The organism is Ignicoccus sp. (assembly GCF_056435145.1).
In genome coordinates, this window is the sequence record NZ_JBWNMZ010000009.1 from 22,709 (window position 1) to 38,053 (window position 15,345).

19 protein-coding genes and 1 pseudogene are annotated in these 15,345 nt (G+C 49.1%); 14 read left to right on the forward strand and 6 right to left on the reverse strand.

What is annotated here, in order from left to right:
* The first annotated feature begins 39 nt into the window (after positions 1-39).
* Positions 40-978 carry a hypothetical protein gene (locus tag AC1HCZ_RS03150; protein ID WP_479462095.1) on the forward strand — a complete coding sequence of 313 codons (939 nt, stop codon included), beginning with the start codon at positions 40-42 and terminating at the stop codon, positions 976-978.
* Here AC1HCZ_RS03150 and pth2 read toward each other — a convergent pair.
* Positions 964-1,275, reverse strand: a complete 312-nt coding sequence (gene pth2, locus AC1HCZ_RS03155) for a peptidyl-tRNA hydrolase Pth2 (protein WP_479462189.1) — start codon at positions 1,273-1,275, stop codon at positions 964-966. The two genes, AC1HCZ_RS03150 and pth2, sit on opposite strands and share 15 nt — an antisense overlap.
* A 7-nt stretch (positions 1,276-1,282) precedes the next feature.
* Entirely contained in the window at positions 1,283-2,281 is a 999-nt protein-coding gene (locus tag AC1HCZ_RS03160) for a hypothetical protein (RefSeq protein WP_479462096.1), read from the reverse strand.
* A gap of 121 nt (positions 2,282-2,402) precedes the next feature.
* Here AC1HCZ_RS03160 and AC1HCZ_RS03165 point away from each other — a divergent pair, with 121 nt between their 5' ends.
* Positions 2,403-3,281 (forward strand): AAA family ATPase, encoded by an 879-nt coding sequence (locus AC1HCZ_RS03165; protein WP_479462097.1) that lies wholly within the window; start codon positions 2,403-2,405, stop codon positions 3,279-3,281.
* Here AC1HCZ_RS03165 and AC1HCZ_RS03170 read toward each other — a convergent pair.
* Positions 3,267-3,497, reverse strand: a complete 231-nt coding sequence (locus tag AC1HCZ_RS03170) for a 30S ribosomal protein S28e (protein ID WP_479462190.1) — start codon at positions 3,495-3,497, stop codon at positions 3,267-3,269. The genes AC1HCZ_RS03165 and AC1HCZ_RS03170 overlap by 15 nt on opposite strands.
* Before the next feature lie 98 nt (positions 3,498-3,595).
* On the opposite strand from AC1HCZ_RS03170, the gene AC1HCZ_RS03175 reads away from it, so the two are divergent.
* From AC1HCZ_RS03175 to AC1HCZ_RS03190, 4 genes are read left to right on the forward strand one after another with little or no spacing between them, the layout of a single operon-like run.
* Positions 3,596-3,772 (forward strand): 50S ribosomal protein L24e, encoded by a 177-nt coding sequence (locus AC1HCZ_RS03175; protein ID WP_479462098.1) that lies wholly within the window; start codon positions 3,596-3,598, stop codon positions 3,770-3,772.
* Between the two features lie 5 nt (positions 3,773-3,777).
* Positions 3,778-4,221: a nucleoside-diphosphate kinase gene (ndk, locus tag AC1HCZ_RS03180; RefSeq protein ID WP_479462099.1), complete on the forward strand. Its 444-nt coding sequence runs from the start codon at positions 3,778-3,780 to the stop codon at positions 4,219-4,221.
* A gap of 27 nt (positions 4,222-4,248) precedes the next feature.
* Positions 4,249-4,719 carry a hypothetical protein gene (locus AC1HCZ_RS03185; protein WP_479462100.1) on the forward strand — a complete coding sequence of 157 codons (471 nt, stop codon included), beginning with the start codon at positions 4,249-4,251 and terminating at the stop codon, positions 4,717-4,719.
* A complete protein-coding gene (locus tag AC1HCZ_RS03190; RefSeq protein WP_479462101.1) occupies positions 4,719-5,585 on the forward strand; it encodes a hypothetical protein in 867 nt (288 codons plus the stop codon). Before AC1HCZ_RS03185 ends, AC1HCZ_RS03190 begins: the two co-directional genes overlap by 1 nt.
* On the opposite strand, the gene argC is transcribed toward AC1HCZ_RS03190, so the two are convergent.
* Positions 5,582-6,652 carry an N-acetyl-gamma-glutamyl-phosphate reductase gene (gene argC / locus AC1HCZ_RS03195; RefSeq protein ID WP_479462102.1) on the reverse strand — a complete coding sequence of 357 codons (1,071 nt, stop codon included), beginning with the start codon at positions 6,650-6,652 and terminating at the stop codon, positions 5,582-5,584. The two genes, AC1HCZ_RS03190 and argC, sit on opposite strands and share 4 nt — an antisense overlap.
* 114 nt (positions 6,653-6,766) lie before the next feature.
* On the opposite strand from argC, the gene AC1HCZ_RS03200 reads away from it, so the two are divergent.
* The 6 genes and pseudogenes from AC1HCZ_RS03200 to pyrH all read left to right on the forward strand — a co-directional run bounded on the left by AC1HCZ_RS03200 (position 6,767) and on the right by pyrH (position 11,298).
* Positions 6,767-8,080 (forward strand): branched-chain amino acid ABC transporter permease, encoded by a 1,314-nt coding sequence (locus AC1HCZ_RS03200; protein ID WP_479462103.1) that lies wholly within the window; start codon positions 6,767-6,769, stop codon positions 8,078-8,080.
* A 15-nt stretch (positions 8,081-8,095) separates the two neighbouring features.
* Positions 8,096-9,124: a branched-chain amino acid ABC transporter permease gene (locus AC1HCZ_RS03205; protein WP_479462104.1), complete on the forward strand. Its 1,029-nt coding sequence runs from the start codon at positions 8,096-8,098 to the stop codon at positions 9,122-9,124.
* 50 nt (positions 9,125-9,174) lie between these two features.
* Positions 9,175-9,648: pseudogene (locus tag AC1HCZ_RS03210) on the forward strand (ABC transporter ATP-binding protein); the annotation flags it as partial.
* 147 nt (positions 9,649-9,795) lie between these two features.
* Entirely contained in the window at positions 9,796-9,885 is a 90-nt protein-coding gene (locus AC1HCZ_RS03215) for an ABC transporter ATP-binding protein C-terminal domain-containing protein (RefSeq protein WP_420805655.1), read from the forward strand.
* Between the two features lie 12 nt (positions 9,886-9,897).
* Entirely contained in the window at positions 9,898-10,629 is a 732-nt protein-coding gene (locus tag AC1HCZ_RS03220) for an ABC transporter ATP-binding protein (RefSeq protein ID WP_479462105.1), read from the forward strand.
* 3 nt (positions 10,630-10,632) lie between these two features.
* Positions 10,633-11,298 carry a UMP kinase gene (gene pyrH / locus AC1HCZ_RS03225; protein ID WP_479462106.1) on the forward strand — a complete coding sequence of 222 codons (666 nt, stop codon included), beginning with the start codon at positions 10,633-10,635 and terminating at the stop codon, positions 11,296-11,298.
* Here the strand turns inward: pyrH and AC1HCZ_RS03230 are convergent.
* Together AC1HCZ_RS03230 and AC1HCZ_RS03235 are read right to left on the reverse strand one after the other, a co-directional pair.
* Positions 11,290-12,117, reverse strand: coding sequence for a hypothetical protein (locus tag AC1HCZ_RS03230; RefSeq protein ID WP_479462107.1), 828 nt, complete (start codon positions 12,115-12,117; stop codon positions 11,290-11,292). The two genes, pyrH and AC1HCZ_RS03230, sit on opposite strands and share 9 nt — an antisense overlap.
* On the reverse strand, positions 12,096-13,856 hold the full coding sequence (locus tag AC1HCZ_RS03235; RefSeq protein ID WP_479462108.1) for a helicase HerA domain-containing protein: 1,761 nt from the start codon (positions 13,854-13,856) through the stop codon (positions 12,096-12,098). Before AC1HCZ_RS03235 ends, AC1HCZ_RS03230 begins: the two co-directional genes overlap by 22 nt.
* A gap of 29 nt (positions 13,857-13,885) precedes the next feature.
* Here AC1HCZ_RS03235 and AC1HCZ_RS03240 point away from each other — a divergent pair, with 29 nt between their 5' ends.
* Together AC1HCZ_RS03240 and AC1HCZ_RS03245 are read left to right on the forward strand one after the other, a co-directional pair.
* Complete coding sequence (locus AC1HCZ_RS03240) at positions 13,886-14,914, forward strand: DNA double-strand break repair nuclease NurA (protein ID WP_479462109.1); 1,029 nt, start codon at positions 13,886-13,888, stop codon at positions 14,912-14,914.
* 48 nt (positions 14,915-14,962) lie between these two features.
* Complete coding sequence (locus AC1HCZ_RS03245; protein ID WP_479462110.1) at positions 14,963-15,274, forward strand: hypothetical protein; 312 nt, start codon at positions 14,963-14,965, stop codon at positions 15,272-15,274.
* Positions 15,275-15,345: the final 71 nt, after the last annotated feature.

Here is a 15,345-nt window from a genome sequence, read left to right on the forward strand (position 1 = left end):
AAAATAAAAACAAATTCCGAAAGTTCGAAGGGAACCGATTTGGGCTTCCTAGATTACTTATGGAACCTCTACCGCTTGAGCCCGAGGCTATACGAACGATTGCAAGACGCGGCTAACTTCATAGGCTCCGTGCTGAGGGAGAACGGCATAGAATATTACGAACTCAGCGGTAAGGTCCCCTTGCCTGTGTACACACACTGTGAGGTCTTCGGTCCTCCCGTCAAGTGTGAAGCAACTGGCTTTGAGAGTGGCTACGTGAGTAACATAGTAATAGATACTTACGAGTTATTTAAGAATGATATTGATCCGGAAGGATCGGCCTTCTTGTATAATTCGAAATGTCCTTCGATCTCAAAGGCTCTGTTCACAAAGCAACCCTCGATAACCGTGAGTAGGAATGACGTAGAGCAAGTCAAGAGAAGCGACGGCGGTGAGATAGAAGTAAAGTGGAAGACCTTTGAGTTCTCAGAAATCTTAGTAGGTAATTTGGAGAACCCAAAAACGGTTGTTTTCATCCATTACGACTCTTTCGGAGGGGGTTCTGTGGACAACGGAGCTGCTGTAGCAATCGCTCTTGACAGGATAGCACAACTCGACTTGAAGGAAGTTTTAGTGGTGTTCTCAGCACCGGACGAACTTTCTAACGAAGATCCTTACTGGGGTTTCGGCTTTCGGTTCTTCGAGAGGGAGTTTAAGGACGTCTTAGAGGGCGCGGATCTAATAGTCGCTTTTGACTCGGTGGGCCTCAGTCCCCCCATACTAGTGAGGGACAGAAGGTCTCTGGGTGAGCTGCTACCTCTCGGAGATAAGAGTTTGTTGAATAAAGCAGTAGGAATTACATCGGACTGGGACAAACTCTTCCAAATATACCATTCGGAGGTGGACACTCCCGATAAAGTAGACTCGCAAGAAGTAGCGAAGTCTTGGGAGTTATTGGAATCTCTTCTCCGCCGAGGTCCGTCGCTACAGCAGTTTTAGATGACCAGTCACTTTATCTATTTCCTCCTCGGGGGCTGGACCCACTGCAACTGCCGTTATCGTGCCGGGTTCCAGCTGCGTCAACCCCGCGTCCTCAACTAAGAACGCAGGGAGGCCTAGGCTCCTAGCCTTTTGATAAACTTCTAGTAGCTCCTTCAAGGAACTTACTTTAAGAACCACTTTCTTTTGACCTTCCCTAATCCAACCCTCGAACCACATCGGTTTCTTCTTCATGGCTTCTAATGCAGCGCCTAAGGACGCGTGGGCTACTTGAGCGCATATTTTTCCCTTTCCCATCTTAATATCAGTTCTCACCACTATACTCTGTTTGAAGCCTTTCGGCAAGTTTACCTCCCTCTATCCCACTCATCTTTAGAGCCCTAACTACCTCCGCCCTAGAGGCTCCTAACTCCTTCGCTTTCTGGAGGACTGCAGCCAGCGGATCCTTACCGTTCTTATAAGCTATTACGGCCTCCCAAGCGAGTCTCCACCTTCTCTCTCGAGATCCCATTACCTTTACAATAGCCTTTTGTACGTCCCCTCCCAACTCATAGCGAGCCATCAATACGGCAAAGACTAATTTGTGTATCATTAGTGGCACACCCACAGTGCTTCCCCAAAGTTCTATTCTCTTTCTCCTACAACAGCTGCATGGGATCTTAGAGGTTAAGCCGGGTCTGGGCACTTCCTTATCTACTATTCCTCCGAACAAGAAGACGTCGGCCGTCAGCACTTCTTTGGCGCTTAAGGCCTCGTCAGCATTAGGGTCTAACAGTACTACTCTATCGAATGTGCACAGCTCCTCTAGGCTCATGGACTTCACGTGGTCGTTTGGCTTCCAGTGAAAGTGTCTAGGAACGTCTACCAAAACCATATGTGCGTCCCAAAGGAAGTACCTAACCGAGTTCAACGTTTCCCAAAGCTGTAGCTTCAGCTTTCTCAGCTCTTTCGGGGTGTGTAAGTCGAAGAAACCTAAGTACACAGCAACGTAGGGTAATCGGTCCAACAACGGTAGCAGCTCTTCCCGACTCAACTCACCCTCGGCCTCGTGGGTGACGTCGCTCACGTCCTCGCCTCCCCTCAACATGTACCAAATCACGTAGCTTCCTAACTCTACGCGGAACCACTTTCGCGACTTCAAGCCTTTCTTCAAGTTTATTTTACTATTTCTGACGAGCATGTGGACTGCTGTTTCTTGGAACGGGTCCCTTTTAAACCTAGTGTTCATACTACACTTTAGGGAGGCTAACTTTTCCACGCCCCTCTCGTAAAGCAGCTTTAATAATGCGTCTCGTGGGCGCATTGGGATCGGTCCGGGATGACGAACTGTACGTGGGCTGAAAAGGTGAAGATGCTGAGCTACGCGCGACCGCCAGTCGTCCAACTTTATTTCTTTCAGCACATAGAGCTCACGGGTAAATGTAGTGGCACGAGCTAGGGGCCTCGAATGTCCTCCTCTGCTCGCGAGGAGCAAGGTCCAAGCGGTGTGGGGCATTAAGGGCGGGGTAGGGAAGTCCACAATAAGCGCTCTCATAGCCAAAGCCAGTTCCCAGAAGGTAAACAAGGTTACTCTCCTCATAGACACGGACTTTCGCGACGGCTCTTCTCGCTTCTTCTTGGGAGAAGAAGCGAGACGCTTGGAAGGGTGGTACGACGTTTTAGTCAAGGGAGGCCGACTGGAAAGGTACCTCCACCGAGTGGAGCCCAATTTGTACGTAGTGCCTTCGGGAACGATGGACTCGGCAATGAAATATTCGATGATGATAGCCCAAAAAGGCGTGAAAGAGGTGATAAAGATTGTCGCTAGGACTGTGGCTGAGATCCAAGAAGATTTTGACTTAGTGGTCGTAGACGTTCCCGTAACAAGTTTTGCGGACATACCGATACTAAAATGTATGATAAACTCGTTAAGAGCCAAAAACGTTCTCGTCACTCAAGCTTCTGCGCCAGAGATTCGGAGAACATTAAAGCTCGTCAGGGAAGCAATAGACTTGATCCCCTCGCTGCTCGTGGTAAACCAAATTCACCCGAGAGTCCTAGCCGACGCCAACGAGAGGAGAGCACTCTTAAACGTGATCTTAGAGATAGTCGAAGAAGGAATAAAGGTGATTCCAGTTCCGTTCAGCGGAGAATTATACGAACAAATAAACTGGTCCTCAAGGACTGTGGAAGCGCTCGAAGAGTGTATGGCGTACTTGCTGTGGGGCGCGGGCAACGTCAAGTGGTGCAACTTCGCGACGCGCGGGCTCTACAGCCCCGAGATAGCAAAGATGGTAGCTTCAATATCTCTACCTTCTGCTTGAGAGCTTTCTGGCCTCCCTTTCGGTTTCCCTCAGTATCAGTATATCGCCCAACCTCACGGGTCCTTTCACGTTTCTCGTCAAGATACGGCCCTTGTCCCTACCTTCTAGAACCCTCACCCTGACTTGGGTTATCTCTCCAGTTACGCCAGTTCTCCCTATGATTTGAATAACCTCGACAGGGAAACCTATCTCCTCTGTGATCTTTATATCATTCATCCATTCGCCTACATATACCTTTTTCGCCACGACCCTACCCCGCTCCTCTCCTGAGTTTCCTTTTAAATCTCTAAAATGCCGGGACGTGGGGGTCGGTCTTGGTAAGGAGGGTCTGCAGCTTTTGTGGAAAAGAGGTGGAACCGGGGACAGGAATAATGTATGTTAAGAATGACGGCTCAATTATGTGGTTCTGTAGCAGCAAGTGCTTCAAGAGTTTCAAGATGGGGAAGGATCCCAGAAAGCTTCCTTGGACTAACAAATACGCATCGAGGTGAACGCCGTGGAGAGAGAGTTCATAATGATTAAGCCAGACGGCGTTAAAAGAGGGCTCGTCGGAGAGATAATATCAAGGATTGAGAGGAAGGGATTGAAAATAGTTGCCATGAAGATGGTCAAAATGAGCGAAGAAATGGCAGAAAAGCTGTACGAAGAACACAAGGGAAAACCGTTCTTTGAAGATTTAATAAATTACGTGACGAGTGGACCCGTCGTCGCTATCCTTGTCGAAGGTCCCAACGCGGTCGAAGTGGTAAGGAAAATGATAGGTGACACCGACGGAGCCAAGGCTGCGCCCGGTACGATCAGAGGAGACTTCGCCCTCAGTAAGGCCAGGAATGTAGTCCACGCGACGGACAGCCCCGAAAAGGTACAAAAGGAGATGTCGATATTCTTCCGTGACGAAGAGGTCGTAGACGGTTACGACCTCTGTCACTCGATTTATTAATGTCTCACCCTCTCGGAACACGAGAAATTGGAGGACCGAAAATTCTACTTGTTGCTTAGAAAGTTCAAGGAGTTCAAAATAGATCCGGGCTGTGCAAAGTCCGTGACTTGCGAAAACGAGTTGGACTGCATAGTGAAGTCGCTAAAGATGTGCAACGGCTCGAAGGTTACACAGCTGGGTATAGACCCAGGCGAGACTGTAGGGATAGTCATTGTCGTAGACTCCGTACCTGTTTGGGAGTGGGAAGGCCCTAGGAGCGACGCACCCAAGATTATAACCGAAATAGTTAAAGTCATCAAACCGGACCGAATAGTCACGAGCGAGGAGGCTTTGGACCTACTCCCTCAACCCGTGGAAGCGCCCGTCGTGCTGGTTAGAGAACACGGAACCTCGAGGAAAAGAGTTCGTGGTCTCAAAAAACATGCCTCCTCAGCCTACCTCATGGTCGCGAGAAACTCTATTACAAGGAGAGTAAAGGTTCGAAGAGGTGGAAGCTAATGAGCTACGAACACCCCCGTGGGAGAAAGGGGATATTGGACGAAATATCAATCGTACTGAGGGAAGAGTGCGTAGTCTCCATTATAGCTAACCCCTACATGGAGGCCGCTCAGAAGTTCTCTACTATGTTATCGCACGTAAGGGACTCCTCGTTAGTTATAAGAGCTCTGAGGAGTTCGTTCTTCGATTGTAACTCACTCTTCATATTGTTCAATGCATATAACGCTACAGCCCAGTTTGCCGAATTCGTCGTAAAAAAGCTTAAAAGTCTTGGTGTAGATGTGATAAAAACCCTCATAGTGGATTCAGCACTATCCTTGTCCGGTCTGCTCCCTCTACTCTCGGAAGAGCTGTTGCTTACTCCTTGGTCAACACTAGGGACCATAGACCCCTATATATTCGTCTCACACGTCATGCCGAAAGAAGCCATTGCAGTGAAGGAGTCAATAGATCAAGCAATCGCGAGCGTCCCTAAGGACGGAGGAGGGAAGGGACAAGTAATTTATGCCCTAGCCGTGTCCGGCAGCCTCTACGAATATGTCCTCTCAGAGAAACACTTAAAATACTTAGAAAGGTTACTGAATGACTACGTACGCGAAAGACTGCCCGAGCCCAAGTTTAGCGAGTTAGTGAACAGAATCTTAAACAATATAGATGTTCACGATCAACCCCTCTCAGCAAAGGAAATAGACGAGCTTCTGAGCTATTCGAAGATCATAGAGGATCGCCAAGTTTTAAATATGATAGAGAAGTATTACAACGGCGTTGTGAATTATTTAAATAAGTCCGGAAAAGCGTTGCTAATAGAAACATCATTGGTGACGTACGATGTTATCCCTCCCAACACGAACCCTCTGGGCTATTAAGGGCGTACGGGAACCAAGTTTCTTAAGCCCTCGTCCTCTTCCATCCCAAGCATGATGTTCATGTTCTGAACTGCAGTGCCCGCAGCCCCCTTCATCAAGTTGTCTATAGCAGCGAACATCGCCAACCTCCCAGTCCTCTTGTCCAAAGCGAATCCCACCTCGGCGTAGTTGCTGCCGTACACGTTTTTCACGTCCGGATAAGGCATCGGAGGGCCCCTCACTATTCTCACAAACTTCTTGCCAGCGTAATACTTAGCATAAATTCTTTGAATATCCAAGGACGTCAAGTCCTCCGTTAACCAAGAATAGGCGGAAGCCAGAGAGCCTCTAATCATGCTCACCGCGTGCGGAGTAAAACCCACTTTGACGTCCCTTCCAGTATAATCCCTAATAACTTGCTCTAGCTCGGCTACGTGCCTGTGCCCTTCTGCGTCGTAAGGTCTAGCAGTGCCCTCCCTCTCCGGATGGTGTCCCCCTCTGTAAGGCTTAGCCCCCGCCTCGGAACTCCCTACTTTGACGTCTACAACTATCTTGTTCAACTCAATTATTCTCTCAGCCGCCGGAGGTAAGACTGCCAATATCGAGCTCGTGGCGTTACAGCCCGGGTTGGCGACTAGTTGTGCGTTCTTTATCTTCTCTCCGTAGAGCTCTGGTAGCCCGTAAACGGCTTTTTCGAGCAAGTCGGGATAGGGGTGTTCGTAGCCGTACCAAGTCTTGTAGTCCTCTACCCTCTTGAGTCGGTAGTCCGCGCTTAGATCCACTACTTTATATCCTACTTCAAGGGCCTTGGGTACGTAGTGTAAGGAGACTTTGTGTGGGAGCGCTAGGAAGATTAGATCGACGTCCCCCACCACGTCGCTAAGCTCTTCAGGGTCGTCGAGTCTCCTGAACTTCAGTGAAGCCGAATATATCCCTCTTAGGTGGGGATGGGCATAGTAAACTGGCTTATTGGCGTACTCTCTAGAAGTGACTACCTTCACGTTTACGTTGGGATGGACGGAAAGTATTCTCAATAGCTCGCCGCCGGTGTAGCCGGAAGCTCCAACGACAGCTACATCAAACGTCATTAAGCTCGCCCGGTCGCCCACACGGGTTCATTAATTATAATTATTGTAGCTGCGCACGTGGCGAAGACAAAACGATATTAAAAGTTGATGGGGAGTGACGTCGGGCAAATAATATTGAACACGAAGGCGCTCGCCGGAGTACTCTTGCTAGCTTTCATAATCTACGCTCTCTGGAACATATCTTCGGTTTTGAGCAACGTTTCTCAACAGTTACCACAAATCGTGGTAGACGCTATACTCTTGGGCAACTTATACTTTCTCATCGCTGTCGGTATAACGTTGACTTATACCGTAGCGAAGTTTGCAAACTTCGCCCACGGCGACGTCGCAACCACAGGGGCCTACGCTGCTTACTTGATCTACAACTTTGCCATAATAGGTGGTATAATAAACAATGCTGTGTTAGCCACCGGAATGTTTTCGCTACTCTTCGGCACCGTGCTTATCCTCTTGTGGAAGTTGAAGGGCAACAGCGATGCTTTGGCCCTCGGCGTACCGAGCATCTTAATCGGTATCACAATAATTTGGTCATGTTTCTTGAAGGCGAACTTACTCGACTTGATAATCATCGCCGCTTCTACCAGCGCTTTGACGAGCATAATTTCTCACGTACTAGTGTACCGTCCCTTGAGTCGCAAGGGAGCCACTTTAGTTCAATTAATGATAGCTAGCATAGGCGTAGCACTCTTCATAAGGTATTTCTTGTACGAACTCGCATGGTATAGCAGGACGTATTTTAAGACCGAGATAATGTACCAAAACTTCGGAATAAACCTAAATAGCTTCCAAGGGTGGATAATAAACAACAGCTTGATACTGGTTAACACTACAGCGTCCTTCATATCCGACTACGTTCCCGCACTAAGCATCGGAGCCCAAGGGATAAGAATAATTAAGATACCGTCCATCAATTTGCTGCTGTATTTCCCACAACCCCTAATGTCGTTCACCGAACTGCACGTTTGGAGTACAGCAACCGTTTTAATAATACTTATAGTTATGACAACTATGTTCAAGAAAACGAAGATAGGGAAGGCTTGGAGAGCGGTAGCCGACAACCCAGTGCTTGCCGCGGCTTGCGGAATAGATGTGGACTCCGTGATTAACCTAGCGTGGCTCGTCGCGGGAGCGCTTGCCGGCATAGGCGGGCTCTTCTGGGCTATACAAACACAAATATATCCGGAGCTCGGCTGGATGGTCCTCCTAAATGCCTTCGCTGTGGCGGTGCTGGGAGGCCTCGGTAGCTTCTGGGGCACACTCGTGGCGAGCTACTTATTGGCCTTCGCCGAACAGCTAGGAGTAAGCATACTTGCGTCTATAAACCCACAGCTAACCGGGTACAGGTTTATGATACCTTTCTCCGTATTCCTCTTAGTTCTCTTCGTCAAACCGGAGGGAATAGCCGGTATTAAGAGGAGAAAAGCATAGCGGGAGGTGTTCGTCATGGATAAAGTGGGCGCACTCTTGGGCTTGTCTATCTTGGGAACCCTAATAGCATTGTTTATTGTCAGTGCCAGCTACGCCCTCGACGTGATATTCTTCATAGCGTTCTATGCAATAGCCGCACTAAGCTTAAACTTAGAATACGGTTACACTGGACTAAACAACTTCGGACAAGTGGCGTTCATCGCCGTGGGCGCTTACGCAGCCGGCATCTTGTCTTCTGCCTTCCACTTGCCGTTCGTCTATTGCTTGATCGCTGCCGCACTTGCCAGCGGCATCTTGGGGGTCTTCGTCGCGTTACCGACGGTCAAGTTGCGCGAAGACTACTTGGGTATGGCAACAATAATCATAGGAGAAATGATAAGGATCCTCATACGAAACACTCCCACCGAAAGCGTCTGGGGAGGCGTCTTCGGGTTAAGGGGGATAAATCCCGTCTTCGCTTACATAAGTGATCCTCTTGCACGGCAAGCGGCCTTCGTAACGCTAACCCTCTCGTTGTTGGCCCTAACCTATTGGTTGGTCGACAAATGGGGTAACTCTCCACTGGGCCGAGTTTTGAAAAGCATAAGAGACGACGAACTTGCATCTAAGAGCATCGGAAAGTTTACCTACCGGTACAAACTGCTCACGATGTTCGTCGGCAGCGCCTTGGCCGGGGTCGCTGGTGCGCTCTACGCGTTCTACTTCCTATATTTAAATCCCGACGTATTCATGCCGCTAGTTACCTTCATGATATGGATAATGGTAATAATGGGTGGTGTTGCCAATAACTACGGAGTCGTCGTCGGAAGCGCAATAGTAATACTGATAAACAGGTTGACACAAATAGCCAAGGACTACATAAACTTACCCATCGAGCCTAACTACTTCCAAGCCATGATGGTCGGTATACTAATAATAGTATTTCTCATGTTCAGACCCCAAGGTTTGGTCGTAGAAAAGGTAGTGAGGACGCCGGCGTGGAGCGTGTTGAAAAGGGCAGAAGAAGAAGGTAGGGCTAAACCGCCCGGAGGTGAGGAAGAGTGAGCATCAACATCTTGGAGGTTGATGATGTGAAGAAGCGGTTTGGAGGTGTAGTGGCTCTCGACGGCGTAACGATGAGCGTCAAGAGGGGAAGTATGACAGCCTTAATAGGACCCAACGGATCTGGAAAGACTACGTTGTTCAACGTCATTGCCGGAGTGTATAAACCAGATTCCGGAAAAGTGATCTTCGACGGCAAAGACATAACCGGCTTACCCCCAGAAAAAATCTACCATCTAGGGCTGGTAAGGACGTTCCAAGTCCCTAGGATGTTCAAAGGAATGACAGTTTTCGAAAACGTCATGACAGCTGCGAGAAAGAACCCTGGCGAGAAGTACACTAAGTCCATCGTGAGACGGCTGTGGAAGCACGCAGAGACAAAGATAGCTGAGAAGGCCGTAGATATCTTGGAGTTGTTGAAGATACTCCACGTAGCGAGGAATCCCTCTGGAGCCATCAGCGGAGGTCAAATGAAGTTGGTAGAGCTAGCTAGGGGGTTAATGAGCGACCCCAAGATGTTGATGCTAGACGAGCCCGCCGCGGGAGTCAACCCGACCCTAGCCCACGAAATATTCAAGTTGTTGGTAAACCTGAAAGTTGAAAAGGGTATAAGCATGCTCATAATAGAGCATCGCCTTGACATACTTTTCGACTACGTTGATTATGTATATGTCATGCATAGGGGTAAGATAGTGGCAGAGGGGACACCCGAAGAGATTATGAATAACAAGGTAGTTGTTGATATATATTTAGGCGAAGCGTGAGGGGTGATAATTATGACTGATAAGGTAATAGAGACTGTGGACTTGGTCGCGGGCTACGGTAAAATGGTCATTCTTCACGGCGTGAACTTCTACGTTTTGAGGAAAGAGATAGTAACCGTAGTCGGTCCTAACGGCTCCGGTAAGAGTACACTGTTAAAAGCAATACTCGGCATAGCAAAGGTCCTCTCCGGCAAGGTACTCTACGAGGGAAATGACATAACTAACGAGAGGTTAGACAAGATATCTAGGATGGGGATCGGCTACGTCCCTCAAACCGACAACGTGTTCCCTAGCCTAACGGTAAAGGAAAACCTAGAGATGGGCGCGTACACAATAAAAGACAAAAACGAAGTAGAGAATAGAATGGAAGAGATGTTCGAGGTGTTCCCAGAACTGAGGGCCAGAAAGGACCAATTGGCGGCGAACTTGTCGGGCGGGGAGAGACAGATGTTGGCTATGGCTAGGGCCTTAATGGCCAAGCCTAAAGCTTTATTGTTGGACGAGCCTACGGCCGCGCTCTCACCAAAATACGTAGACTTGGTACTAATGAAAGTAAAGGAAATACGCGACACAGGAGTAACTATAGTTTTGGTCGAGCAGAACGCTAAGAAAGGCTTAGAGATAGCGGACCGAGGCTACGTCTTGGTTACCGGCAGAGTAGCCTACTCGGCCCCAGCGAAAGAGATACTTGGTCACCCCGAGATCGGTAAGCTCTACTTGGGCTTGAAGGAGGCGGGTGCTTAAGTGTTGAGGACCTTAGTCTTGAAAGTTTCAGGTAAATTCATCTCGCCCTACGACACCCCTCTCGTAGAGAGGTACGCTGCAGTCCTAGAAGAGCTTAGAAAGAGATACAAGCTAGCCGTAGTGGTGGGCGGAGGAAGTGTCGCCAGAAAGTACATAGATCTGGCTCCCCCCTCCAAGGGTCTCAAGGATATAATAGGAATAGAAGTTTCCAGGCTCAACGCAAAGTTACTAGCCATGCACACCCCGTCCGCAAAGAAAGTTATCCCCAAGAGCGCGTCCGAGGTCCTTGAGCTCTGGGACGGAGAGAGCATACTCTTAGTGGGTGGTTTACAACCCGGACAGTCCACGAACGCCGTTGCGTTGGTGGTAGCTGAGCTAGTGGGAGCAGACATCGTGGTGAACGCAACCACCGTAGACGCGGTCTACGACAAGCCTCCCTCGCAGCCAGGGGCGAGGAAGATAAAGAAGATCAAGGCCAAAGAACTGCAAAGGCTCTTGGAAGGTCTCGACTGGAGGAACGAACCCGGGAGGTACGAGTTAATGGATTCCGTCGCCTTACAGATAGCTGAAAGGAGCGGAATACCTATAGCTGTGATCTACGGCGGCGAGCCCGAGAGGATACCGTCAATCGTAAACAGAGGCGAGTGGGGGACCCTCGTTTTACCGTAGCTCCGACAGTACTTCCATTAAGTCACCAGAGCAAGGCCTCTTGGGCCTTCGGAACTTGTTGGGGCCTTTCCTTCTAAGGGCTGCACAGTCGTCTTGCCTTGAGTAATAACACGGATAAAGGAAGAGGTAGAACGGGCTCACCCCTTCCTCTGCTGCTAGGTAAAGGGCCTTAATAGAGCCTAACGGAACTTTAGCATATACATAATCTATTAGTCTCTTGAACTGTTCCCAAGCGTCGACGCTTACGTACTTCTTACCCAAGTAACAGTCTCTCGCCTTTTGCAACCTCTCGGCTACACAAGCAGGATCAGCAGGGGGTCTCCCAGGGTAGGCGACAACTAGCTCGCCCCTCCTCTTCCCCAGAGCCGCCATAGCTAAGAATGACGAAAAACACTCCGCCGGTTGGGGTGAGGCCGCGCAGAACGCGTCGCCGACTACCAGAGCCTTATCTCCAACAACCTTGTTGACGCTGTCGAGGACCATAGGCCACGGGTCCTTAAGGCAGATGACAAACGTCTTGAACCCCTTTCCGGCCAGCTGGCTTTCGGGTAGAGGGCCTTTCTTCAACTTGCTTGAAGGGTTTAACAGGAAGGCCGAGTCATAGACCCTCTTAGCGTCAATCACCTCACCCTTCTTACAAGGTCTCAGAGAGACTACCTCTGGCACCCTAACGCTCCTTCTTTTCTTGTTCGCCTCTTCTTGTTCTTCTTCCGTGTCCTTTCCCAAAAGGTCGTATTCTGTAGTTATTACGTAGCCTAGGGCGACAAGCGTTGAGCTTATCCCGCCCAAACCGACGACTACTCTTCCCACGTCTCCCATTCTCCATCGTCCCTCGCGGAGTGGTGCTCCTTCCACTCCTCTACTGCGTCGATATCTTGTCCAACTTTCTTTATTTCGGCTTTGTCGACTTTTACTATGGCCGGTAAAGGCGCGAGGGGACCGAGGACGAGGGCCTCTCCTACGGAGAGGGAAGGTAAGTGTTTGACCAACTCCTCGCTCAAGCCCTCGCTGCTGGCCTGCACGTGCCTCTGGTCGCCGGGCTCCACCAGCTTGAGTACTATCAAGTTGTTAGCTTGGCTCAATGCGTCTTGATCTAAGCCCTTGGGCCTTTGGGAAACCATAACTAGACCTACGCCGAACTTCCTTCCCTCACTAGTGATCCTCGAAACCCAATACTTGGTTAAAGTCCTCCTGTTGACGGGCGCGAGGATGTGGGCCTCCTCTAAAACCAGCAGTATCGGAACTTCCAAGACCGGTCCCTTGTTGGAGCCGACCTCTCCCAAGACCTTCCGTTTTCTCGCGTTTAGTATATTCTTCATTGATACACTCACAATTACATCTGCCATGTCCTCGTCCAAAGAGTGGAGATCCATTACGTTTAGAGATGCTGGCTTTATCCTTTCCACTACGTCAGGGACGTTGAAATCAATTATCTCATTGTATTTCTTCTCCGCATCTTGTATCTTTACCAGTAGGTTAGGAATGGCCGAGTTAACGTCACTCCTGGCATCTATTATAGTGTAGAGGTCGGAACAGTCGTTCTTCTCACACACGCTCGTCTTGTTTGCGCTCTTTAACGCACTCTTTATTGAGGAGAGGGGATTCGTCGGGTTGAACTTGCCGTACTCCCTTAGGATCTGTGCCGCGAGTCCGACGTTCTTGTAGTGGAGAACTGGCATCTCCTTGTTACGCATCAATTCAATTAACATGTTCTGAAGTATAATAAAGAACTTATTCTTGTCTTCGAGCGAGTTACTCTCTTCTATCACTTTCCACAAAGTCAATAAGTTACGGAGGTAGAGCTCTTGTTTGTAGGCGTCTCTACTGAGACCTATTAGCTTGGAAAAGGAGTCCGGATCTAGCTTCGTCGGATCGAGCTTTGGTTCTATTATGTTTACGTATTCCGCGTCCAACCGCGAGTACTCGCCGTGCATGTCGAATATCAGCACACACCCTTTCTTCTCAGTGACTATTCTGGTAGTCAGAACGGTAACGGTATTGCTCTTGCCAGCGCCGGTTACTGCCACCACGGCCATGTGGCGTGAAACTATTTGGGAAACGTCGACATAGAAGTCCACGTCCGGATGTGCAGCCAGCGCGCCGAGCTTGACGAACCTCCTCTCTCCCTCCTTCGAGAATATCTCTCGGAGGGCCTCCGTGTTTGCTTTATATACTTCAGATCCAGGGTCGATGGCCGCTCTGGGCGGTTCTTGCTTTCCCATTTTGACTAATGGATCTATTTTAGTAAGAACCTTAACTATCGCAAAGTACCTCGTGTTCGATTGCCCGAACTCGAGGGTCCTCAATATTGTACCAGCGAGTTCGGGGTCCTCAAGGTCGACCAAGTCTCCCATCAATTCGTTCTTAGCTATGCTCTCTTCGACCCAACCCAACACTTCTTCTTTCGAGTTCAAGGGTTTTATTATTACGTATTCACCTACTTTCAACGGCTCTTTGGTCCTAACTGTGACCTTTGATGAAGTCGCCTCGCCAACTACGTAGCCTATCGCGCCTTTGTAACTTTCACTCATCCCTTGAGAGCTCATTAGTACCATCATCAGAACCTCTCTCGAAATAGGTGAAAAGTTTGAACGCTCACGACGGACTCTCACTCATGGATCTAATATCCATGAAGAAAGACGCAATTAAGAAAATGCTCGACGCCGCGAAAAAATACGAAGAACGCGTGGTCGAGCTCTGGTATCCGGACAAGGGGGTCGAGCGTTCCTCGGGACTCGACTTCACTAAAGTGATTTCTATAGACGGATCGAAGATTCACGTAGAATTCCAGTCGCTGTCTCTCTTCATAGTGCGTGCCCTTTCCTTCCTCTTAGACTTAAAGGGCAAGAGCGGCGTCCACAGAGTTAGGAGTCTTTATGGGATTGTCTCTCCACCCTACAAGTCAAACGATAGAAGTATATTATACATGGAATCATTAGAGGTAGAGCTTGTAAGAGAGTTAATAGACGAAATTGAACGCTCGTCGGACACTTTGATCTTGGCCGATGGTGCTCTAAGTACCATGAGCCAATGTAGGACTTACGAAGGAAATAAGTGTAGTTGTTCCTTAAAGTACGAATCCATATCCCAAGTGCTGAACGACAAAACGCTCAGCGGGAGTTGTAAGGTGTGCTTGGAATGCGCCGTAAAACAGTACAACCTTTGGAGATTAATGAAAATGAAGCCATTTAATTTGTTTTACGTCGCAAAGAAGTATCACTCAAACGTCTTATTCAAGGACAAAGAGCTCGACGATCTTACCATCTTGTTTTTTGTAATAACGCACTTAAATAAAGATTTAGATGGGGTTGGAGCTACTGTACCCGCAAGAAAGACCGTCAAGCTGCCTTTGGTGGGTAAGAAGGAGGAGGTCTGGTTCTTCTACGCTAAATTTAAGAGAGGCGGGAACTTGTACTACGTCGAAGTGCCTAGGGAGATAAGCTTGGAAGATGCTCTAAGATTCGTCAGGAGGTTATCTCTCCTGTCCACCAATGAGGGCGGGTACCCGCTCCCGCTGAAATGGGCCCACAAGAGCGTAGAGCTGCCAGAGAGGGCAATTAAGCCTATACTCGAACGGACGTACGCGTTCTTCAGAAGCGGTAGAGAAGGGCTATAACTCTAAAATATAAATACCCGCTGTTCCTCGCCCCCCGGTGGGTTAGAAGTGTTCAAGCCCGTGGACGTTGACGTGTTCGTGGTAGAGGCCGAAAGGGGGCTGGCAGGTAACGTTTACGTAGCAATAGCCATGGGCAGAATACCTTCCGAAGAGAGACCTAAGCTAGCCTTCTTCATCGTTCCGCCCTCTGAAGTCCAAAAGAACATGAACAAATATAAAGGGACTGTCAAATTCGTAAGAATAGAGAGCGAGGAGTTCAAGAAGCTGAGGCCAGAACTGAGGAAGTTGGCGAGGGAGGCGGTGCGGTCGCCCTCCTCCTACCTGCCTCCGGATCTCGTAGAGGAGCTGAGGAAGAAATGAGTGAGGTCTTGATAAGCGAAGTGGAAAGCGAGGAGGAGTGCGTTTCCGCATGCGAGGCCAAGTTTTGCCAC